This window comes from Streptomyces sp. NPDC003379, assembly GCF_053589195.1.
On sequence record NZ_JBSFRK010000050.1, the window covers coordinates 19,660 to 38,523 of the forward strand.

General features: G+C 71.4%; 29 protein-coding genes. 14 read left to right on the plus strand and 15 right to left on the minus strand.

The window, feature by feature from the left end:
- The first annotated feature begins 15 nt into the window (after window positions 1–15).
- Window positions 16–636, plus strand: a complete 621-nt coding sequence (locus ACWDVB_RS33670; protein WP_451519498.1) for an L-threonylcarbamoyladenylate synthase — start codon at window positions 16–18, stop codon at window positions 634–636.
- A 16-nt stretch (window positions 637–652) separates the two neighbouring features.
- Here ACWDVB_RS33670 and ACWDVB_RS33675 read toward each other — a convergent pair whose 3' ends face one another.
- Entirely contained in the window at window positions 653–1,621 is a 969-nt protein-coding gene (locus tag ACWDVB_RS33675) for a polyprenyl synthetase family protein (RefSeq protein ID WP_451519499.1), read from the minus strand.
- A gap of 369 nt (window positions 1,622–1,990) precedes the next feature.
- On the minus strand, window positions 1,991–2,794 hold the full coding sequence (locus ACWDVB_RS33680; RefSeq protein WP_451519500.1) for a DJ-1/PfpI family protein: 804 nt from the start codon (window positions 2,792–2,794) through the stop codon (window positions 1,991–1,993).
- A gap of 133 nt (window positions 2,795–2,927) precedes the next feature.
- Between ACWDVB_RS33680 and ACWDVB_RS33685 the strand changes: the two genes are divergently transcribed.
- Entirely contained in the window at window positions 2,928–3,059 is a 132-nt protein-coding gene (locus ACWDVB_RS33685; protein ID WP_451519501.1) for a hypothetical protein, read from the plus strand.
- Here ACWDVB_RS33685 and ACWDVB_RS33690 read toward each other — a convergent pair.
- Complete coding sequence (locus tag ACWDVB_RS33690) at window positions 3,040–3,144, minus strand: hypothetical protein (RefSeq protein ID WP_451519505.1); 105 nt, start codon at window positions 3,142–3,144, stop codon at window positions 3,040–3,042. The genes ACWDVB_RS33685 and ACWDVB_RS33690 overlap by 20 nt on opposite strands.
- A gap of 10 nt (window positions 3,145–3,154) precedes the next feature.
- Window positions 3,155–3,406, minus strand: coding sequence for a hypothetical protein (locus ACWDVB_RS33695; protein ID WP_451519502.1), 252 nt, complete (start codon window positions 3,404–3,406; stop codon window positions 3,155–3,157).
- A 245-nt stretch (window positions 3,407–3,651) separates the two neighbouring features.
- Here ACWDVB_RS33695 and ACWDVB_RS33700 point away from each other — a divergent pair, with 245 nt between their 5' ends.
- The gene (locus ACWDVB_RS33700; protein WP_451519503.1) at window positions 3,652–4,554 is read left to right on the plus strand and encodes an ANTAR domain-containing protein; all 903 of its coding nucleotides are present in this window, start codon (window positions 3,652–3,654) and stop codon (window positions 4,552–4,554) included.
- A gap of 143 nt (window positions 4,555–4,697) precedes the next feature.
- Window positions 4,698–4,934 carry a hypothetical protein gene (locus ACWDVB_RS33705; protein ID WP_451519504.1) on the plus strand — a complete coding sequence of 79 codons (237 nt, stop codon included), beginning with the start codon at window positions 4,698–4,700 and terminating at the stop codon, window positions 4,932–4,934.
- A 66-nt stretch (window positions 4,935–5,000) separates the two neighbouring features.
- Here the strand turns inward: ACWDVB_RS33705 and ACWDVB_RS33710 are convergent, their stop codons facing one another.
- Window positions 5,001–5,171, minus strand: coding sequence for a hydrophobic protein (locus tag ACWDVB_RS33710; protein ID WP_423591155.1), 171 nt, complete (start codon window positions 5,169–5,171; stop codon window positions 5,001–5,003).
- A 92-nt stretch (window positions 5,172–5,263) separates the two neighbouring features.
- Between ACWDVB_RS33710 and ACWDVB_RS33715 the strand changes: the two genes are divergently transcribed.
- On the plus strand, window positions 5,264–5,524 hold the full coding sequence (locus ACWDVB_RS33715; protein ID WP_451514633.1) for a hypothetical protein: 261 nt from the start codon (window positions 5,264–5,266) through the stop codon (window positions 5,522–5,524).
- Between the two features lie 47 nt (window positions 5,525–5,571).
- Complete coding sequence (locus ACWDVB_RS33720; protein WP_451514634.1) at window positions 5,572–6,477, plus strand: YihY/virulence factor BrkB family protein; 906 nt, start codon at window positions 5,572–5,574, stop codon at window positions 6,475–6,477.
- An 18-nt stretch (window positions 6,478–6,495) separates the two neighbouring features.
- On the opposite strand, the gene ACWDVB_RS33725 is transcribed toward ACWDVB_RS33720, so the two are convergent.
- On the minus strand, window positions 6,496–6,891 hold the full coding sequence (locus tag ACWDVB_RS33725) for a hypothetical protein (protein WP_451514635.1): 396 nt from the start codon (window positions 6,889–6,891) through the stop codon (window positions 6,496–6,498).
- A gap of 249 nt (window positions 6,892–7,140) precedes the next feature.
- Between ACWDVB_RS33725 and ACWDVB_RS33730 the strand changes: the two genes are divergently transcribed.
- The 3 genes from ACWDVB_RS33730 (at window position 7,141) to ACWDVB_RS33740 (ending at window position 9,182) form a co-directional block, all read left to right on the plus strand.
- On the plus strand, window positions 7,141–7,746 hold the full coding sequence (locus ACWDVB_RS33730) for a VanZ family protein (RefSeq protein WP_451514636.1): 606 nt from the start codon (window positions 7,141–7,143) through the stop codon (window positions 7,744–7,746).
- A gap of 102 nt (window positions 7,747–7,848) precedes the next feature.
- A complete protein-coding gene (locus ACWDVB_RS33735) occupies window positions 7,849–8,481 on the plus strand; it encodes a hypothetical protein (RefSeq protein WP_451514637.1) in 633 nt (210 codons plus the stop codon).
- A gap of 152 nt (window positions 8,482–8,633) precedes the next feature.
- Window positions 8,634–9,182 (plus strand): hypothetical protein, encoded by a 549-nt coding sequence (locus ACWDVB_RS33740; RefSeq protein ID WP_451514638.1) that lies wholly within the window; start codon window positions 8,634–8,636, stop codon window positions 9,180–9,182.
- 64 nt (window positions 9,183–9,246) lie between these two features.
- Here the strand turns inward: ACWDVB_RS33740 and ACWDVB_RS33745 are convergent, their stop codons facing one another.
- From ACWDVB_RS33745 to ACWDVB_RS33765, 5 genes are all read right to left on the minus strand, one after another.
- A complete protein-coding gene (locus ACWDVB_RS33745) occupies window positions 9,247–9,813 on the minus strand; it encodes a DJ-1/PfpI/YhbO family deglycase/protease (RefSeq protein ID WP_451514639.1) in 567 nt (188 codons plus the stop codon).
- A gap of 71 nt (window positions 9,814–9,884) precedes the next feature.
- On the minus strand, window positions 9,885–10,154 hold the full coding sequence (locus ACWDVB_RS33750) for a GlsB/YeaQ/YmgE family stress response membrane protein (RefSeq protein ID WP_451514640.1): 270 nt from the start codon (window positions 10,152–10,154) through the stop codon (window positions 9,885–9,887).
- Window positions 10,155–10,325: 171 nt separating this feature from the next.
- The gene (locus ACWDVB_RS33755; protein ID WP_451514641.1) at window positions 10,326–10,892 is read right to left on the minus strand and encodes a TetR/AcrR family transcriptional regulator; all 567 of its coding nucleotides are present in this window, start codon (window positions 10,890–10,892) and stop codon (window positions 10,326–10,328) included.
- A gap of 9 nt (window positions 10,893–10,901) precedes the next feature.
- Entirely contained in the window at window positions 10,902–12,314 is a 1,413-nt protein-coding gene (locus ACWDVB_RS33760) for an amidase (RefSeq protein ID WP_451514642.1), read from the minus strand.
- Entirely contained in the window at window positions 12,301–12,498 is a 198-nt protein-coding gene (locus ACWDVB_RS33765; protein ID WP_451514643.1) for a hypothetical protein, read from the minus strand. The genes ACWDVB_RS33760 and ACWDVB_RS33765 overlap by 14 nt, the downstream gene beginning before the upstream one ends.
- 112 nt (window positions 12,499–12,610) lie before the next feature.
- On the opposite strand from ACWDVB_RS33765, the gene ACWDVB_RS33770 reads away from it, so the two are divergent.
- The gene (locus ACWDVB_RS33770) at window positions 12,611–13,594 is read left to right on the plus strand and encodes an MBL fold metallo-hydrolase (RefSeq protein WP_451514644.1); all 984 of its coding nucleotides are present in this window, start codon (window positions 12,611–12,613) and stop codon (window positions 13,592–13,594) included.
- Between the two features lie 14 nt (window positions 13,595–13,608).
- Here the strand turns inward: ACWDVB_RS33770 and ACWDVB_RS33775 are convergent, their stop codons facing one another.
- The 4 genes from ACWDVB_RS33775 to ACWDVB_RS33790 form a co-directional block, all read right to left on the minus strand.
- Window positions 13,609–14,220, minus strand: coding sequence for a hypothetical protein (locus tag ACWDVB_RS33775; RefSeq protein WP_451514645.1), 612 nt, complete (start codon window positions 14,218–14,220; stop codon window positions 13,609–13,611).
- A 155-nt stretch (window positions 14,221–14,375) separates the two neighbouring features.
- The gene (locus ACWDVB_RS33780; RefSeq protein ID WP_451514646.1) at window positions 14,376–14,744 is read right to left on the minus strand and encodes a hypothetical protein; all 369 of its coding nucleotides are present in this window, start codon (window positions 14,742–14,744) and stop codon (window positions 14,376–14,378) included.
- Window positions 14,741–15,472 carry an Asp23/Gls24 family envelope stress response protein gene (locus tag ACWDVB_RS33785; protein ID WP_451514647.1) on the minus strand — a complete coding sequence of 244 codons (732 nt, stop codon included), beginning with the start codon at window positions 15,470–15,472 and terminating at the stop codon, window positions 14,741–14,743. Before ACWDVB_RS33785 ends, ACWDVB_RS33780 begins: the two co-directional genes overlap by 4 nt.
- Window positions 15,463–16,053, minus strand: coding sequence for an RNA polymerase sigma factor (locus ACWDVB_RS33790; RefSeq protein ID WP_451514648.1), 591 nt, complete (start codon window positions 16,051–16,053; stop codon window positions 15,463–15,465). The genes ACWDVB_RS33785 and ACWDVB_RS33790 overlap by 10 nt, the downstream gene beginning before the upstream one ends.
- Before the next feature lie 245 nt (window positions 16,054–16,298).
- Here ACWDVB_RS33790 and ACWDVB_RS33795 point away from each other — a divergent pair, with 245 nt between their 5' ends.
- The 4 genes from ACWDVB_RS33795 to ACWDVB_RS33810 all read left to right on the plus strand — a co-directional run bounded on the left by ACWDVB_RS33795 (window position 16,299) and on the right by ACWDVB_RS33810 (window position 18,726).
- Window positions 16,299–16,817, plus strand: coding sequence for an Asp23/Gls24 family envelope stress response protein (locus ACWDVB_RS33795; protein WP_451514649.1), 519 nt, complete (start codon window positions 16,299–16,301; stop codon window positions 16,815–16,817).
- Window positions 16,818–16,901: 84 nt separating this feature from the next.
- Window positions 16,902–17,087, plus strand: coding sequence for a hypothetical protein (locus ACWDVB_RS33800; protein ID WP_451514650.1), 186 nt, complete (start codon window positions 16,902–16,904; stop codon window positions 17,085–17,087).
- Window positions 17,084–18,145 (plus strand): DUF6286 domain-containing Asp23/Gls24 family envelope stress response protein, encoded by a 1,062-nt coding sequence (locus tag ACWDVB_RS33805; RefSeq protein WP_451514651.1) that lies wholly within the window; start codon window positions 17,084–17,086, stop codon window positions 18,143–18,145. The genes ACWDVB_RS33800 and ACWDVB_RS33805 overlap by 4 nt, the downstream gene beginning before the upstream one ends.
- The gene (locus tag ACWDVB_RS33810; RefSeq protein WP_451514652.1) at window positions 18,142–18,726 is read left to right on the plus strand and encodes an alkaline shock response membrane anchor protein AmaP; all 585 of its coding nucleotides are present in this window, start codon (window positions 18,142–18,144) and stop codon (window positions 18,724–18,726) included. Before ACWDVB_RS33805 ends, ACWDVB_RS33810 begins: the two co-directional genes overlap by 4 nt.
- Window positions 18,727–18,864 lie beyond the last annotated feature (138 nt).

An 18,864-nucleotide genomic window follows, 5' to 3' on the forward strand; every position in this document is an offset into this window, starting at 1 on the left:
ACCTAGACTCCACCAATGGCGAAGTACTTCGACGTGCACCCCGACAATCCCCAGCGGCGCAGCATCACCAGCGTGGTGGACAACATCCGGTCCGGCGCGCTCATCGCGTATCCCACGGACTCCTGCTACGCGCTCGGATGCCAGCTCGGCAGTCGTGACGGCATCGGGCGGATCCGTACGATCCGTGACCTCGACGAGCGTCACCACTTCACCCTCGTGTGCCAGAACTTCGCACAGCTGGGTCAGTTCGTTCAGCTCGACAACGACGTGTTCCGGGCCATCAAGGCGGCGACGCCCGGCCGCTACACCTTCATCCTCCCCGCCACCAAGGAAGTCCCGCGCCAGCTGCTGCACCCGAAGAAGAAGACCGTCGGTGTCCGCATTCCCGACCACACGGTCACCCAGGCGCTGCTCGCCGAGCTCGGCGAACCGCTGCTCTCCAGCACCCTTCTCCTGCCCGACGAGGACGAGCCGCTCACCCAGGGCTGGGACATCAAGGAGCGGCTCGACCACGTCGTGGACATCGTTCTCGACTCCGGTGACTGCGGCACCGAGCCCACCACCGTCATCGACTTCTCCAGCGGCGAAGCGGAGGTCGTACGCCATGGGGCCGGGGACGCCAGGCGCTTCGAGTAGCGGGGCTGGTACATCGTCAGCCACCTCGACCCGGTCGTCCTGAGGCGGGCAGGAAGTGGGTCTCGGCCTGGACGCGCGCCCGTAGGGCGAAGCCGAAAGGGCAGGTCGGCGCGAGGTCGTCGAGCAAGGTGTAGGCCTCTTCGCGCAGCGCGGCCAGTCGCGCGTGGTAGGGGCGCAGCACTTCCGGTGCGGTCATTATGGCGCGCAGCTGTTCCCTGTCGGCCGCTGAGGAGGGAGCCTCCTCCAGCAGCCGCAGAGCTCGTTGCCGACTGCGGTCGGGCAGGGTGTGGAGCAGGTGGACGAGCAGATAGGTCGGTGTCTGGTTGCGCAGGTCCTCGCCGGGTCCGTCGCGCAGATCGTCCTCGTCGTTGCGAAATTGCGCCAGCATGCCAAGGACCCGCCCGAAGCGGTGCCACCCGGCGATCCGTTCGGCGTTCGCGTCGGTGGGGTGTGCCATACCGTTGGCGAGCCGGGCGGCCATGGAGCAGGCCATGGCGTAAATGGCGCCGCTCTTGTCGCGGTAGACGGCGAGGATCTCCCCCGGGGTGGTGCGCTGGGGCTGGTTGAGGAGATCTCCGAGCTGGCCGTTGATGGCGGCCGTCCAGCCTTCGAGATACGTCCTCGCCAGGTCGTCGCGGACAGGGTGTGGCGCGTCCATGGCGGCCAAGGCGCGCAACGGCAGCGCGTATCCGCACTCCAGCGCCGCCGTCAGGGCGGCGCCACGGGGCACCCCGTACAGATGGGGCCCGGCGTCGCCGTCGACGAAGTCGTCGAAGGTGTTGGCGGCGCGCCACCACAGGGCGTGCGCGGCGGCGACCGGCACGGCCGGCGCGGGGTCGCCCGTCATGGCGGCGTGTACCAGGAGCGGCAGGGAATGTTCATGCGGCGAGGCTCTGCCGCGGGTGATGAGCCGAGTGAGGGAACCCTGCAGATGGGCCTGCTCGGCAGGGTAGGCATCGAGGAGTTCGGCGAGGTACTGACGCACTCGCGGAAGGGTGCGGGCCAGGGCGGCTTCCGCCTCTGCTGGGCTGGGGAGCAAAATCTGCCTCCGTGGCAGGCGTTTCGCGGGCCTTCAGTGGTGGGGGTGAGTGGGCGCAGCCGCCCTTGATGACCGTCACAGGTGTGTTGCCCACCCGGCTGGTCGGCCCACCACACACCGCTTGACCAGCGGAGCGCGCGCCCGGCTCGCAGCGAAGTGACTCAGCGGCCGCTTTCACCTCGGTGCGGTTGTCATGCGCCTCGTGGACGGCGAGGCCGCGAGGTGAGTTACGGACCAGGGCCGCGGACGGCGCACTGTATCGGTCACAGTGGCCGCCGTCCGCGGTCCGGGCATGCCGACATCAGAAGCAGGTACTCAGCGGGCCGCGTCCGCGAGCAGCTTCAGGGCGAGCGCCTCGGTCTCGGCGTCTGCCTTCTCCGGACTCCCGGTGTCGTACGGCGGATCGGGGTCGTACTCGACCGCGAGCTGCATCGCCTGCGCCACCTTCTCGTCGGAGAGACGGGCGGCCAGGTGGAGTCCCATGTCCATGCCCGCGGAGACCCCGGCAGCGGTGATGATCTTCCCCGTCTCGACGAAGCGTCCGGGGGTGTAGACCGCGCCGACGTCCTTGAGGTATGGGCGGGAGGCCCAGTACGTGGTGGCGGGCAGACCGCGCAGCAGGCCCGCCGCCCCGATGATCAGCGAGCCCGTGCACACCGACGTCGTCCAGAGCGAACGGCGGTGGATGCGGCGGATCCATTCGTGCGCCTCGGTGTCGGCCATCATCGCCGTGGTCCCTCGCTGTCCACCGCCGGGTACGAGCAGCACATGGGCTCTGCGTACGTCCCTCATGGACCGTTCCGCGATCAGGCTCAGCTCACCGGTGTCCGTGAGCACCGGCCCGGCCTCGCGCGCGACCATCGTGACCCGCGTGTTCGGCAGCCGGCACAGCATCTCGTAGGGCCCGACCGCGTCCAGCGCCGTGAAACCGTCGTAGAGAAGTATCGCCACCTCCAGCTTGCCGTCCGGCTTTGCGTCCGGCTTCCCGTCCGGGTTCTCGTTCCCTGACGCGGCCCACGCCGGGCCGCCCACTCCGACGGCCGCGACCGCCGCGCCCGCCACCGTGCCGCGCAGCAGACCGCGACGGCTCGGCACCCTTTTGGCGTCATCCGTGCTCATGTCCCACCAACATCCCTCGTCTGTCCAACGGTTGACGCTTCAGTAGTCGTGCGCCGCCGCGGCAGAGTTCCCGGCCGTGGGAAACGGGTGCCGTTCCGCGTGCCGTGGAGGTCAGGACGTACGCTGACCAGTCATGAGAGATGATCCGCACGGCCTCGGCGCAGGGCATCAGGGACGCGACCCGCACCGCGGGAGAGTCGGGGTGCTCGGCTGGGCCCTGCTGGTCCTGCTCATGGTCGCGCTCCTCACCCTGTGGCCGGGGTGACGCGTGCGCCTCCGTTGACGTGCAGCACCCGACCGGTGATGTGCCGTGCCGCCGGTGACGCGAGGAAGGCGATCGTGCCCGCGATGTCCGCCGGCTCACCGGCGCATGCGCCGTAGAAACCCGCCCTGGTCGGCGGCGATCGAACCGATGTGCACGGCGGCGCCGCCGGACGTGAGCCGGAAGGCCCGCGCGTAGGAGGTCAGGTCCGACTCCCCGTCGGTGTGGTCGCACACCAGGGCGCGTACGCCGGGCCGGGACGACCGGCGCCGGGTGCTCGCTCGGGCCGGGGTCGACTCCGCGACCCCGGACCTGCTCAGCAGCGCCTGGGCGATGACCGCCTGACTCAAGTGGGGGGCACGAGTGAGGCACGACTGACGCTCGCCACCCGGAGGCCGCCTGTGGTGGCCGATCTCTCAGCGACTGCCGCGACAACGCCTGACGGGCCACGCTACTGTCGGCTCTGATGCTCGGCGAGCAGCCCCTCTCGCGGGCCGGGCGGGGCGGCGAGGACATCGGAGTCCTCGCTGACGCTGATACTGCTGCTCGCCGAACACCGGAGCAAGTTCTGAACGGCGCGGGAGAAAAGAAAAGAATGACGGACCACCAGCCTGAGCCTCGGCCCGAGGAGGATCAGCCCTCCTCGCGGGAGCGGGAGCGGGAGCGGGAGAGGGACCGGAAGCGGGAGACGGAGCGGCTCGCCGCCCAGGCCCAACAGCTGCGGGAGCAGGTCTTCGAGCTGGAGGTGCAGGTACGCGCGCGACCCAAGATCGCGCTGGCCGAGGGTGTACTGGTCGAACGGTACGGCCTGCCGGACCCGCAGGCGGCGTTCGCGTTGATGCGGCAGGCGTCCCAGCGGGCCAACATCAAACTGCACCAGCTGGCCATCGCCGTCGCCCGTACGCCGGGGCCCGCCAAGGGCGCCGACGTATGGCTCGGCACGCGGGCACGCCACCCGGCTCCGCCCCTGACGGCGCTGGGCGCCGGCACGCTCGACGCGAGCAATCAGGGTGAGGTCCTCGGCGCCGCGCTGCACCGCGTCCTGAACATCACCAGTGCGTACATGGGCAACGTCCAGCTGGTCGAGGACGGCGCGCTGCGCATGGAGAAGCACGCCGGTCTGCCCCGGCAGTTCACCGACTACTTCGCGTTCGTCGACGGGGGCACCGCCTGCTCCCGGGCCGCCGACGCCAACCACCAGGTCACCGTCAAAGACTTCGTCTCATCGCCCGGCTTCGACGACGCCACGCGCCGCGTGATCCTCTCGGCCGGCAGCCGCGCCTGCCACAGCATCCCCCTGGTCGACGGGACCGACACCGTGCACGGCGTCATCTCCTCGCACCATCCGCGCCCCCTGGCCGGCTTCGCCCGGGCACAGCTCCAGGCACTGCAGCACACCAGCCGTGCCGTCGGCGCCTGGATCGACTGGCACCAGCGCACGATCCTGCTCGACGCGCTGGAAGACCTGCACCAACTGGCGCTCGCGCAGCAGCAGTAGTCGACGTCCCGTGTCCTGCGCGGCGTCGCCGCGTGGCGCCGCACAAACAGCGCCGATTTGTTGCGGAATCTTCACGTCACGGCGATGTTCCCCGCCGGTTTGACGGGCACCCGCACCGCGTCCTCAACGGAAAGGGGTGCGGCATGATCGCGGTCGCCGTCCTACTCCTGCCGGGGCTGGCGCTTCTGCTGTTCATGATGGTGCGTCTGGAGGACGGGCTGCTCGCCGCGGAAGGCGAGGTCCCTTCCACCCGTCACGCCCGGCATGCCCGTCGGCAGCACCTGCGCCTGATCCACGGCGGAAGTGACGCGTCACCGGCATCGGAGAACCACGGACAACTGCAGGAATCGCGGTTCAGGCAGGGCAGGAACGCTGCCTGAACCGATGGCGCGGCCGGGGTCAGGACGAATTCGTCCGGACCCCGGCCGCGGTTGTGCTGCGGATATCTACCAGCGATACCAACGGCCTCGCCGGCCTCCCGCTCCCGCGGAGCGCATCACGAAGCCGAGCAGCCACAGGACGAGCACCACGGCCGCGACGAACCACAGCGCCTTCAGTGCGAATCCCGCACCGAAGAGAAGCAGGGCCAGCAGAAGAACAATCAAAAGGGGAACCATCGATATCAACCTCCAGTGCACCGTGTGCCCCGGGCCTGCTTCCTCATGCATGAGTTTGGCGTGATGGTCACAGGACGTGAAAGTCTACGGCCATGACGATGAATGACTACGACCGTGTGCGCGCCGGGATCGAAGCCATGACCGCGTACATTTCCGGCGAGCGCGTCATGGAGGAATACGTCGCGGAGAAACGCACCGTCGACGGAAATCTCGACCAACTCGCCGACAGCGCGACCGCGTTGTGTGCCGCATTGCTCTTTCAGCTCGCCGAAATGACCGGAAAGACCCAGCACGAAGTGCTGCAGGAACTGGCGCACGGGCTCAACCGCAACGAGGCGGAGCAGCAGGACTGAACGCGGCACACCGCGCCGCGAACATGCGAGAAGGAGCTGGCAGCACCATGGAAAGTCCCCCGTCGGCCGCGCACGGAGCGCGTGCCGGGTTCGAGCCCTCCGGCGGCTCGTCGGCGTGGGGCCCGCGGCGCACCGCCCTGCGCCGCACCCCCATATCGATGTGGAACGACGATGTGTCGGACTGGGCCGCGGCGTTGACGTACTACGCGATTCTGGCCCTGCTCCCCGCTCTCCTCGTCACGGTGAGCCTCATCAGCCTGGTCAGCCCCGCCACGACCGAGGCGCTCATCGCCGAGGTGACGGACTGGGCGCCCGCGGAGTCGGGCCGCTCCTTGCACGAGGCGCTCAGCGAGATGGCCGACGCCCGTTCCGCGGCCCTCACGGTGGTGATCGCCGGAGGGGTCAGCGCGCTGTGGTCGGCGTCCAGTTACTCGGCCGTGTTCCGGCGGGCGCTGCACGCGATGCACGGGGTGGAGGACGCCCGGCCCGCCTTGCGCCAGGCGCATCGCGTGCTCATGACCGCGGTGACGCTGCTCGCGCTGCTGGTCGCCAGCGCGCTGCTTCTCGTACTGAGCGGACCGCTCGCCGAGGGGCTGGGGCGGCGCATCGGCTTCGGGGGCGCGGGGCAGGCCGCCTGGAGCGTGCTGCAATGGCCCGCGCTGGTCTGTCTGGTGGCGCTGCTCGTCCTCGTGCTCTTCCGCAACGGGCCGTCCGCGACGTGCGGTTGGCGGCAGATCCTGCCGGGCGGGGTGCTGGCCTCGCTGCTCTGGCTGCTCGCCTCGGGCCTGTTCACGTGGTACGCGTCGGGGTTCGGCACCTACGGCAAGCTCTACGGCTCCCTCGCGGGCGTCGTCGTCTTCCTGGTCTGGCTGTGGGTGTCCAATCTGGCGCTGCTCGCCGGGGCGCAGTTCATGGTGGAACTGGCCCGCGCGCGGGCCGCCGTGAGCCGGTGATCGCCCCGGACGGCACGATCACGGGGTGACGCGGCGGTACGCGGCGCGCGCGTACATCAGCCGGGCGGTCGTCGTGCCGATGAGAGCCGCCGCCAGCAGGCAGGCCATCCAGCCGGGGTCCCGGTGCCCCGCCCAGGAGATCTCCCCGGTGGGATGGGCGGCGAAGACGTTGAGCAGCGCCCAGCAGAGCAGCGCCGTGCCCGGTGCCGCCGCGAACCGGCCCAGCATGCCGAGGAGCGCGGCCAGCAGGGACAGTGCGGCGAGGGCGAGGCCGGTGCGGTCCAGGGCGCCGAGCAGGTCGAGCGCACTCACCAGTACGAAGGAGCCCCAGGAGGCCGCTGTCCAGACGAAGGGTGTGGCCAGGGGCTCGGGAACCGCCTTCGCGCCCTTGGCGACGTCACGCCACTCCACCACCGTCGGTTCCTCCCCACCACCGGGCGCCGGGCACGACAACGGTTCCGGACCCTCCACAGCCATTTCCTCGAACGACGAGACCACCGCACCGGTCACAGGCACGGCCGTGGTCTCGTCAGCAGATTGTCGCACCCCTTCCGGAGGGCGCTACGGCGTCTTCCCGCGCTTGGGAGGCGCGGCTCGAGGAACCCGTCGGCCTGGGCACGCCGCGCCGTGCCGCCCGTCCAATGGCCGTTCCTGGAGGCACTGATGGCACGAACAGGTCGTTACAAGGAGCTAAGGGAAGAAAGCGGAGCACGAGGAGAGGCTGATGACTCGGCGTACCGGCGCAGAGCGCCGCTGCGGCCACTGGCGCGCGCCGCCACGATGCTGGTCGCCTTCGCCGCGATGGTCGCGTTCGGCGTGGTGCTCGCCCGTCTGACCCTGGAGCCTTCGGCGGCTTCCGAGGCGCTGACGCACAGCAACTTCAAGCCCGGTGACTCCATCCGCGACTACCTCGCCCAGCCCGCCTTCCGCGACACCGTCAAGCAGATCGGCGGCAACATCCTTTTGGGTGTGCCGTTCGGGATGCTGCTGCCGGTGCTGCTCCCCCGCACGCGCGGCCTGGTGCGGGTGGCGGTGGCGACGGCGGTGACCATGGTGCTGGTCGAACTGGCCCAGGGCGCCTTCGTGACCGGCCGGACCTTCGACATCGACGACGTCATCCTCAACACGACGGGCGCGCTCCTCGGTTACCTCCTTCTGGGGCGCCGGCTCGGACGGGCCGTGCATCCCCGGCGGCGGCACTGGTGGCACCGGTACACCAGGCGTGGCTCGGCGGGTGCTGACGGGGCCTCCTCACACCTGGAAAGGTGAATCACCCCCCGAATGTCACCCAAAGCGTTTATTTCTGCCCTCGGTTGGTAACTCGCTGTAGCGAAAGCCTCGCGTGAGGGATCCTCTGCGGAAGGCAGGCACATGTCCGTAAGCATGCTGGCCGTCCTGGGTGCGGCGGTGGCGATCATCACCGCGCTGCTGCTCGCCCGCCCGCTGAACCAGACGACCACCGACGACCTCCGGCGCCGCTTCGGCCCCGAGTTCGACCGCGCGGTGGCGGAGCACCAAGGGGACACAGAGGCCGCCGAGCGAGAGCTCAGCGAGCGGCTGCGGCGCTTCGGCGGCCTCCGCGTCAAGGGCCTGACCACGGCGGCCCGCGAGCGTTACAGCACCGAATGGGCGCTCCTCCAGGAGCGGTTCATCGACGCCCCGGGGCAGACCGTCGCCATGGCCAACGCCCTTCTCAACCGGCTGGCCGCCGAGCGCGGCTTCCCCGCGGAGTCGCGTGAGCGCCAGGCCGACGCCCTCTCCCTGCACTGTCCGCGGCACGCTCACGGCAGTCGCGTACTGCACGAGGCCGCGCGGCGCGCCGCCGCGGGCGACACCGACACCGAAGCCATGCGCCACGCCATGCTCGCCGGGTACGAGCTGTTCCACGAGCTGCTCCTCCCCCGGCCGCAGGACCGCAGGGCCGACGCCCTGGCCGGCCGCACCCGGCCTCACCGCCCCTTCGGGGTCCCGACCCAGCGGTCCATCCACTCCACGCGCCACTGACCCACGCCGCGACCGGCACGGTGGCGGTCGCGGCTACTCCGCGTGGCCGTGTCCGACGCGCCGACCGCGGTGGTTGCGCCTTGCATGAGGGGCAGCGCGGAGTCCGCAGGGACGGCATGCTCCCGGCCGCGCGAAGGATCGAGGTAAGTCTCATGCGCGTCCGTCCCACCGTCACCGCAGCCGCGTTCACCGTCGCGGCGTTCGCCATGATGGCGCCGCAGGCGCTGGCCGAAACCGAGGTGCCGACAGCGCCGCACGTACGGAACGACACCGAACCGACGACGGTGCCGGACGCGCGGACCGACGGCCAGCCTTCGCTGTCGATCAATCCGAGCCCCGGCAGACCCGGGCAGTCGGTGGTCGTCTCGGTCAGCGGCGGGTGCGCCGCCGAGTCGGCCACCGCCAGTTCGGACGCCTTCACCGAGAGCGTTCCGCTGTCCACCGGCTCGGCCGGCATCTACACGGGCACCGGCACCATCCGCGCCGACGCCCGGGCAGGCAGCCACTCCGTGAACGTCTCCTGCCCCGGTGGCGGCACGTCCACATACTCGATCACCGTGGCCGGGGCGACGTCGCCGGAGCGGGGCGTGCGGGCGGGCACCGGAGGCTCCCTGGGTACCGACGCGCTCTACGTGGGGGCGGGTGTCGCGCTCGTCCTCGTGGCGGGCGGGTACACCGCGTACCGGATGCGGCGCCGGTAGTCCTGACACACACCAGCGGCCGGGAGTCTCCTCCCGGCCGCCGCGTCGTAAGGCGTCCGTCGGGTCAGGCGGCCGCTTCGAGCATGGTGTCGATCTCACGGAGGAAGTCGTCGAGGTCGTCGGGGGTACGGGAGGTGACGAGTTCCCAGCCGTTGGCGTCGCAGTGCATGACGGGCTTGTCGACCCAGGTGCCCTTGGCGTTGCGGATGTCGGTGGCGACCGAGGCGTACGACGTCAGGGTCTTGCCCTCGACCACGGCGGCCTCCACCAGGAGCCAGGGGCCGTGACAGATCGCCGCCACCTTGCCGCCGGACTCCGCGCAGGAGCGGACCATCCGGACGGCGCTGTCCTCCATGCGCAGGTTGTCGGCGTTGACCGTGCCGCCGGGAACCAGCAGTACGTCGTACGAGGAGGCGTCCGCGTCGGCGAGGGTGAGGTCGGGCTGGACGGTCTTGCCGGGCTCCTTGTCGCCGACGAGAGTGCGGATCTCGTCCGTCGACACGGCGGCCACGTCGACGTGCGCGCCGCGGTCGCGCAGGTGCTGCACCGGCACCACCAGCTCGTCCTGTTCGACTCCGTAGTTGGTGACGATCGCCAGTACGCGGCGGCCGTTCAGGGTGTTGTCAGCCATGACGTTGCCTTTCCTGGTGCTGTGCTGCTGCTGTGCTGTGCTGCTGCTGTGCTGTTTCTGTGCCGTGTTCCTCAGTGGGCGGTGCGGCGGCCGGACAGCATTCGGTAGACGAAGAGGACGACCACGGATCCGACGACAGCCGCGATCCACGTCGACAGGTGGAAGAAGCCATTGATCGACTCCACCCCGAAGATGATCTTGCCGAGCCAGCCGCCGAGCAGCCCGCCCACGATGCCGATCAGCATCGTGACGATGATCCCGCCCGGGTCCTTCCCCGGAGTGAGCGCTTTCGCGATCGCTCCCGCGATCAAGCCGACCAGAATCCAGGCGATGACGCCCACGGTGCTACCTTCCGTTCACTTTCGAGGTCGTCGGTCGCTCCGGTACCCGCCTTCAGCATGACCACACGGCGGGACGCCGCCAGACGGGTCCGGCGACCGGAGTAACGGTCGGGTGCCCGGCGGCCCGAGCGCCATTCGGGACCAACGACCCCCACGGGCAGGCACGAAGTCCTACGGCAGAGGCATCAGCCGGTAGAAGACGGTGGCGACGAGATCGCGGGCGTACCGCGCGTCGAGCAGACCCGGCCGGAAGAGGATGCGGTACATCATCGGCGACACGACGTGGTCCATCACCGTGTCGGTGTCGGGGACGTGTTCGCCGCGCTCGGTCGCGCGGCGAAGGATGGTCTCGACCTGTTCGACGGCGTAGGCGGAGCACTGCCCGGCGTTGCCGCCGTCGGGGTCCCCCGCGAGGGCGTCGCGGATGTAGGAGCGGCCCGGCGGAGAGGACATCTCCTCCAGGAAGTCGGCGGCCCAGTGCTCCAGGTCCTCGCGGAGACTCCCGAAGTCACCCGGAGGCGTCTCGGGCCGCAGTCGTTCCACCGCGACATCCGCCAGCAGCTCCTGGAGGTCTCCCCACCGCCGGTAGATCGTCGAGGGGGTGACACCGGCGCGCGTGGCGATCCTGGGGACGGTGAGATCGCCGCCCTCCGCCTGTAGTTCGCGCACGGCGGTGTGCACCGACTGCTGGACTCGGGCGCTGCGTCCCCCGGGACGGACGGCTGGTCTTGAGCTCACCTCTTCACCTTAACGCAAAGACATTGCGACACTGTTCGAGTGGGTGTCGGCATCGCTTCGCGTCGCCTCGTACGCGCGACCTGTCCGCAGGATCGTCGCCTCGCCGAAGGGGCCGCCGATGAGCTGCATGCCGATGGGGAGTCCGGCGCGGTCGGTGCCGACCGGCAGGGTGAGGGCGGGCATTCCCGTGATGTTCGCCGGCGCCGACAGACGCACGTACGCGTCGGACACGCTCTCCTCCGTTCCGTCCGGCCAGAGCAGGCTCCGCTGATCGCGGTGGGCGGCGGTGGACGGCACCGTCGGGGCGGCGATGACGTCGACGGCGTCGAACAGCCGCGTCCACGCGTCCCGCATGAGCGCGCGGGACCGCCGGGCGCGGAGGTGGTCGCTCGCCGATACGAGTGCGCCCGCTTCGAGCAGGGTGCGGACGTCGTCGGAGTACAGCTCGGGGGACGTACGAAGGGTCCGCTCGTGGTAGGTCGTGGCCTCGGGCACCATGAGCCCCCACTGGGTGGCCTGCACGTACTCGGTCATCGGGATGTCGACGCCGACCAGTGCGGCGCCGAGCCCGCCGAGCGCGTCGATGGCGCCTCGGACCGCCTCTTCGACCTCGGGCTCGACGCGGTCGAAGTAGTAGTTCCGGGGGATGCCGACCCGCAGGCCGGTCAGGTTGCCGTCGGCGGGGCGCGAGCCGGGTGCGGGAGGTGAGGCGGGGGCGGGCGCGGGGGCGCGTTCGCTTCGGAGGAGCGCTTCGAGCACCAGGCCGGCGTCCTCGACGGTGCGGGTGATCGGCCCCACGTGGTCGAGGGACCACGACAGGGGCGTCACGCCGCGCCGCGGGACGAGTCCGTAGGTGGGCTTGAGGCCGACCACGCCGTTCAGTGCCGCGGGGACCCGGATGGACCCGCCGGTGTCCGTCCCCAGCGCGAAGGTCGCCCCGCCCGCCGCGACCGCGACCGCCGATCCGCCGCTGGAGCCGCCTGCCACCCGGTCGTGGGCCCACGCGTTACGGGTCTGGGGCGTGGTCAGTCCGTAGGCGAACTCATGCGTGTGCGTCTTGCCGAGCAGGACCGTCCCGGCGGCGCGCAACCGGCCCGCGACCGTGCTGTCGCGGTCGGCCGCGGCGGCCTGCTCGCGCACGCGGGAACTGGCCGTGGTGGGCACGCCCGCGACGTCGATGAGGTCCTTGAGACCCATCGGGATGCCGTGCAGCGGGCCGAGGTACGCCCCCGCCGCGATGTCCCTTTCCGCCCGCGCGGCCGCCTGGCGCGCGGCGCCGGCGAGGACCGTCACATAGGCGCCGAGGCGCCCTTCCACGGCCTCGATCCTTCTCAGCACCGATTCGGTCAGTTCCGTGGGCGACAGCTCCTTCGCCGCGATCGCCCTCGCCGCTTCGGCGAGCGTCAGCTCATACGGACGCATCGTCGCGCTCCTCGCCGTCGTTGCGCTCCTCGCCCGGATCGAGGTCGCGCAGTACGCCGATGACGCTCCGGATGTGGTTGGCCGTGGCCGTCACCAGGTCGAGGCGCTCGGCCTCAACGGTGAGTCCGGCCCGCTGGGCCCATCGGGCCACCTCGTGCGGGAGGAGATCTGTCGGGGTCAACATGGTGGCCGCTCCCTAAAAGCTCAACATTTGCGTTAGCTGGACCGTACGGCATACCGTCGCCTTAACGCAAAGACATTGCTTTAGCTCCGCCCAGACGTGAAGGACCCTCCTGATGCCGCACTCCCTCCCGCCCCTCCCTGTCTCCCCGCAGACCTCCGGCGGCGCCGCTCCGAGCTGGACGGTGGGCGACCTGCTCGTGCACCGCATCGACGAGGTGGCGCTGCCCGCTCGGACCGGCCCCTGGCTGCTGCCCTCCGCCACGCCCGATGTCGTGCACCGCACCCCATGGCTCCGGCCCGACTTCGCCGGGCCCGACGGCGTGCTGCGGCTGGCCAGCCACACCTTCGCCGTCGAGGCGAACGGCCTGCGCGTACTGATCGACACGGGCATCGGCAACGGCAAGACCCGGGCCAACCCGGCCTGGCACGACCTGGACACCGACTACCTCGCCCGGCTCACCGCGGCGGGCTTCGCGCCGGAGAGCGTCGACCTGGTGGTCCTGACCCACCTCCACACCGACCACGTCGGATGGAACACCCATCAAGAGGGCGGGAGTTGGGTACCCACCTTCCCCAACGCCCGCTATCTGACGTCCCGCGCCGAATGGGACCACTGGACGGGAAGGGAGCTGGAGGAGCCCCGTCGGCAGATGTTCCGGGACTCCGTGCACCCGATCCGTGACGCCGGACTGCTCGACCTCGTCGACATGACGGGCCCCGAGAACGAAGTGGCCGACGGCATCAGCCTGTTGTCCACCCCCGGCCACACACCGGGGCACGTCGCCGTGCGGCTGCACAGCTCCGACCACGCCGCTGCCGTCGTCACCGGCGACTGCGTGCACCATCCGGTGCAGATGCGCCACCCCGACATCACCAGCTGCGTGGACACCGACCCGGTCCGGGCCACTCGCAGCCGCCGGGACCTCCTCGCGGCGCTCGCCGACACCAAGACCCTGCTGCTGGGCGGCCACTTCCCGCCGCCGACCGCCGGTCTCGTGGTCTCCGACAGCAGCGGCGGCTACCGTCTCGACACCGCGGGCGTACGCGGGAACGACACAGCCTCGGCTCCCGACGTGCGGGTCGGGAGCCGAGGCTGAAGGTCGGCAGAGGTTCAGTAGAGCTTGTTCACGGCCGTGGCGGTCGTCGTCTTGAAGTCGGCGACCTGGGCGTTGGCGAAGTTGCCCATCTGGCCCCAGTGGACGAGCGTCACCGTCCGCCCGTCGCGGCCCACCGAGAACATGTTGATGTCGGAAGCCCCCCACGAGGAGGCCGTGTGGACGCCGTAGACATGGGCCCCCTCCTCGGCGTTCACCTTGCCGTAGTACTTCTGCTTCGCGGTGATGTCGGGGTACTTCTTCATCACCTCCTCGGCGCACCCGTCGAGCTTCTTGCGCAGCAGGGCCGCGAAGTCCTTGGCCCGCTGCTCATCGCGCTCGACCACGGTCACCTGCAGCGCACCGGTGTCCAAGTCGGTGCGGTACGCGCGGTGCACGGAGGTCGACGGCAGCGCCTCGCCGACGCACATCGGCAGCGGGTCCGGCTGTCCCGCCGTCACCGGCCCTGCGTACCAGGCCGACGACGCGTGCGGCGGCAGTTCGGCAGGTGCCAGGAAGCGGGGCGTGTCGGCCGCGGCGGCCGGCGTCGTTCCCGCGGCGACCCCTGACGCGGCCAGCACGGCGGCCGCGGCGAGCAGTCTCTTGTCGATGCGTACGTTCGTCCTCATCGTCTCCCCCACATGGTTCGGTCGTTCGGCCTGCTCCGGGCGGATCCGTCCGCCCTTGGATCCCACGCCCTGTACGACCCGCGACCCCCCGCGCCCGTTGCCCTCGCCCGCGTCACAGCTCTGTCTCCCATGTCACCGAACGGCAACACCGCACCTCACACCAGCCCTGTCACGGTCACCGTCACGGACACCCGGAGAGGCTCCGGCGCCCCTGCCTCCCGGTGCAGGGTCTCGGTGACCGCCGCGCGTACCTCCCGGGTGACGTCCACGGCTCGGTGTCCGCGGTGCAGGACGACGTACACCTCGACGTGCCAGCGCTCGGCGCCGCCGCCCCGTGTCAGCCGTACGCCCGAGGCGTGTACGGACCTCGCGGAGCCGTCGCCTCCCAGGCGAAGCCGGGTCAACGGCCCTGAGGCCCGGAGGAGTTGCGCCAAACCCGGGCGCAGGAAGGCGACCCCGGCCGTGCCGAGCACCGCCCTCGCGACGGCATCGGTCAGATCACCGGAAGAGAGCTGTTCCGTCACGGCCGCCGTCCCTCCATGTCGTCGTCCACGGTGTCGGTATCGGTATCGGTGCCGGTATCGGTGATGTCGGTGATCGTCACGTCGACGGTCACGGCCCGCATGCCCAGCTCGGTGTCGACCGCCTCCAGCACCCGGTGGCGGACCCGGTCCGCGACCTCCTGGAGATTCCAGCTGAGGGGCGTCTCCACTTCGAGGCGGATCATGACCGGGTCCCGTCGCGGGCGTCGCTCAGGCGCGGCGGGGGCGGCGGGGGCGTCGTCCTGGGGCCGGACCCCGATGCGGCAACTGCCCGCCCGTACCCCCGGCACGGTCTCCGCGGCCGCGCGGACGGTTCTCGCGGCGGCCGCCTCGACGATCCACGCGTCCTCGTCCTCTTCGCCGAGCGGCAGCGTCCGGCCGGGCCGCAGTTCCAGCCGCACCACGTCCATGACGCGGCCGACCAGCGCGGAGGCGTCGGCCTCCTGCTCCCGCGGTTCCGTCTCGCGCGCGGCGGAGACGACGTCCTCCAGACGGCGCAGGGTGTTCAGCGCCTCGGTGCAGTGCGGGCACGCGGCGGCGTGCGGATCGGGCTCGCCGCTCTCCCAGCGCTCCCAGACGCTCCACAGGTCCCGCCCGCAGGGCAGCGGTTCCCGCTCCGCGAGGCCGTCCGGCGGATTCCCCCCGGTGACCGCCTCGCGCTCTTCGGCCCGTCCGGCTTCGGCCCGTCCGGTCTCCTCGTTCATCGCCATGCGGCCATCGCCTCCGTGAGATAGCGCCGCGCCCTGAAGACGCGGCCGCGCACCGCCTCCGGACTGATGCCGACCGACTCGGCGATGGATTCGTAGGAGAGGCCGTTGAGTTCGCGCAGCACCCAGCACACCCGTTGTTCCGGTGACAGGCCCGCCATCGCCCTGGACAGGTCCGCCACGGCCGCATGTCCCTCGGCCACCCGGGCGGGCGAGGCCTCGTGCTCCGGTGCCTGCGGCTCGGGCACGCCCTCCAGGTCCACCGCGGGCCGGCGTGCGCGCAGCAGGTTCAGGCACCGGTTCGTGACGATCCGGTGTATCCAGGTGCCGAACCGCGCGTCCCTGCGGAACTCCGGCAGCTTGCGCCAAGCGCTCACGAAAGACTCCTGCACGGCGTCCTCGGCCTCCGTCCGGCTCCCCAGCAGCCGCGTCGCGAGCCGCAGCAATCCGGGCGCGTGGCGTCGCACCAGCTCCTCGAACGCCTCTTCGTCGCCTTCCCCGGCCCGTACCGCCAGCAATCCGTCCTCACGCCGTGCGGACTCCTCCGCTCCGTCCTGTGGCGCTCTGCCCCGGTCCCCGGGCACACGCGGCTCCTCTCATCCAGGTCGCGTCCGTACGACACACGGAAGGCCGCCCGCGTTACGCGGCGAGGGCACGTTACCTCCCGGAAGCAGAAGTTCTTCCGAGGCGCGTAACGAATCCCCGGCAGCCGTGTCAGACAAACGAGGAGCCGGGCACCCGGCCCCGTACCGTACGCACGGGCAACTGACGTACAGCGCGGAAGAGTTCACAGAGCTCCACGAGACTTCGACCACGAGGAGATGCCGACATGGCGACGCAGGACATCCACTCGAACGCGACCACGTCCGGTGGCGGCGACAGCGGCTCCACGGGCACGATCCAGAAGAGCGCGGGTACCACCACCGTGACGGGCGGCACCGGCGCGGGCGAGCCGGCAGCGACGCGCGGGAAGACCTCCATCGCCGACGTCGTGGTCGTGAAGATCGCCGGAATGGCGGCGCGGGAGATCCCTGGTGTCTTCGACATGGGCGGCGGTCTCTCGCGCACCATCGGCGCGGTCCGCGACCGCGTCCCCGGCGGCCGCCCCAACGTCGGACGCGGTGTGAAGGTCGAGGTCGGTGAGCGGCAGACGGCGATCGACCTGGACATCGTCGTCGAGTACGGCGTGCCGATCACCGACGTCGCCCACGACGTGCGGGAGAACGTCATCTCCGCCGTGGAGCGCATCACCGGCCTGGAGGTCGTCGAGGTCAACGTCGCGGTCAACGACGTACGGCTGCCCGACGACGACACCGCGGACTCCGCCGGCGAAACGCGCGTGGAGTAGCACTCCCCCCTTCCGCCCGGCCCCGGGCGCTGCCCTGACGTCGTCTCTTTCTGTGGTGTGAGGTGAGTGGTGAGCACAGCTCCGATGAGCACAGCTCTGGTGGGCATGATCGCCGGGATGGCGCTCGGGTTCGCCGGGTGGTTCGGCGGTTTCGGCGCCTTCCTGCTGGTCGCCGCGCTCGGCGCGGTCGGCTTCGTCGTGGGACGCCTGGTGGAGGACGGCACGGACATACGGGCCTTCTTCGGCGGCCGTGGCCGGGAGCGGCGGTGAGCACGCCGGCGGCGGAACGCGGCTCGACGAGTGTGGCCGAGCGGGCGGTGCGCCGCATCGTGGAACGGGCCGCCACGGAGGCGCTCGGTCCGGGCGAGATCCGGGTGGGCCGCGGCTCCGCCGCCGTGCGCGGTCGCCGGGCCCGGGTGGGTGTCACCGTGACGCTGTCCTACCCCGTAGTGCTCGACGAGGCGGGCGAGCGCGTACGGTCGCACGTCGCCGACCGGACGGCGCGCCTCACCGGACTGGCCGTCCCCTCGGCCCGGGTCCGTGTCCGCGAGCTGCGGGTGCGGGAGCGGGAGCGGGCCGAGGGAGCGGTCGCGCTGAACGCCTCGGAGGAGGCCGCGTATGAGGCCTCGGAGGGGGCCCGGGCGCGGCGGCCGTGGGCCGAACGCCGGGCGCCCGTCACGGTGTTGGCGTTCGCCTGCGCCGCGGTCTGCGGGCTCTTCCTGTACGACGTGGTCTCCGTGCACGCGGCCGGCCGCCGTCCTGCCCGGTGGCGGGCCCGGCTGATGGAGTGGCTGGGCACGCACGGCCCGGACAGCGGCGCCTGGCCCGGCCTCGCGACGGCGGCGGCCGTGTCCCTTCTCGGCGTATGGCTGCTGGTGCTGGCGGTCACGCCGGGGCGGCGGCGCCGTCTTCCCATGGCGGCACCGGCCGCGGGTGTCCGCGCCGTCCTCGACCGGCGTGCCGTGGCGGCGCTGCTGCGGGACGCGGTGGCGGAGCTGCCGGGCGTCACGCGTGTGCGGGTCGGTGTCGGGCGCCGCGGGGCGCGGGTGCGGGCCGGGCTCGGCTTCGGGCACCTTGAGCCCACGCGCCGGGCGGTGACCGAAGCCGCGGAGGAGGCTTTGGCCGCGTGCGGTCTGGCGAGGTCCTTGCGGTTGAGGGTGCGGGTGCGGGGCGGGCCTGCGTGGCGTGAGCCTGCGCGGTCGGAGGGGGAGGTGGCGCGGGCGCTGGCGCTGGGAGCGTCCGCTGGTAAGACCCCACGCACCCCACCCACACCATCGACGCCATCCACGCCATCCACGCCTTCGACGCAGAGGAGCGCCCTTCCATGAGCCGGCTGCGTAACGGCACCAACCGCGCGGTGCTGCTTGGGGTGGCGGCGGTGCTGCTGGCCTCGGGGGCCGCCCTGGCGTCCGCGACCGGCCCCGCCCGCGACCGGTTGCCGTCCGGCTGGCCCCGGCTCTCCTCCGGGAAGGCGTGGTTCGACGGGGAGGCTCTCGGGCGGTGGCGGGACCACGGCTGGTGGCCGCCCCTGGTGATCACCGCACTGGCCGTCGGCATGCTGCTGTTCCTGTGCTGGGGCGCGGCGCAGATCCGCGCGGGGCGGCTGCGTGAACTGCCGCTCGGGCAAGCGGGCGTGACCTTGTCCGGCCCGGCGCTGGCAGCGGCGATGGCCGAACGGGCGGAAGCGGTCGACGGCGTGGCCCGCGCGCACGTGGCCCTGCTCGGCCGTCCCCACCGCCTGCGAGCGCGCATCACCCTGGTCCTGACCGCCGACAGCCGCCCGGAGACGGTGCTGCACGACCTCACGCGACAGGCCGTCGCGGAGGCGAGAGCGGCGGCGGCACCCCGCGCCGTGGAGGCGGACGTACGGCTGACGGTCCAACACCACAGAACCCGACAACTGCGCTGACACGGGCCCGCTCCCCGCAAGACCCGTCCCCCCGTCGGTCCGCGTCGCCTTCAGCGTCGCGGCGAAGGCGGCGCATGCCGGAGCGGCGGCCGTCCCTGAGCAAGGACGACAGCGGCGCCCCGCGCCGTGGACCATCCC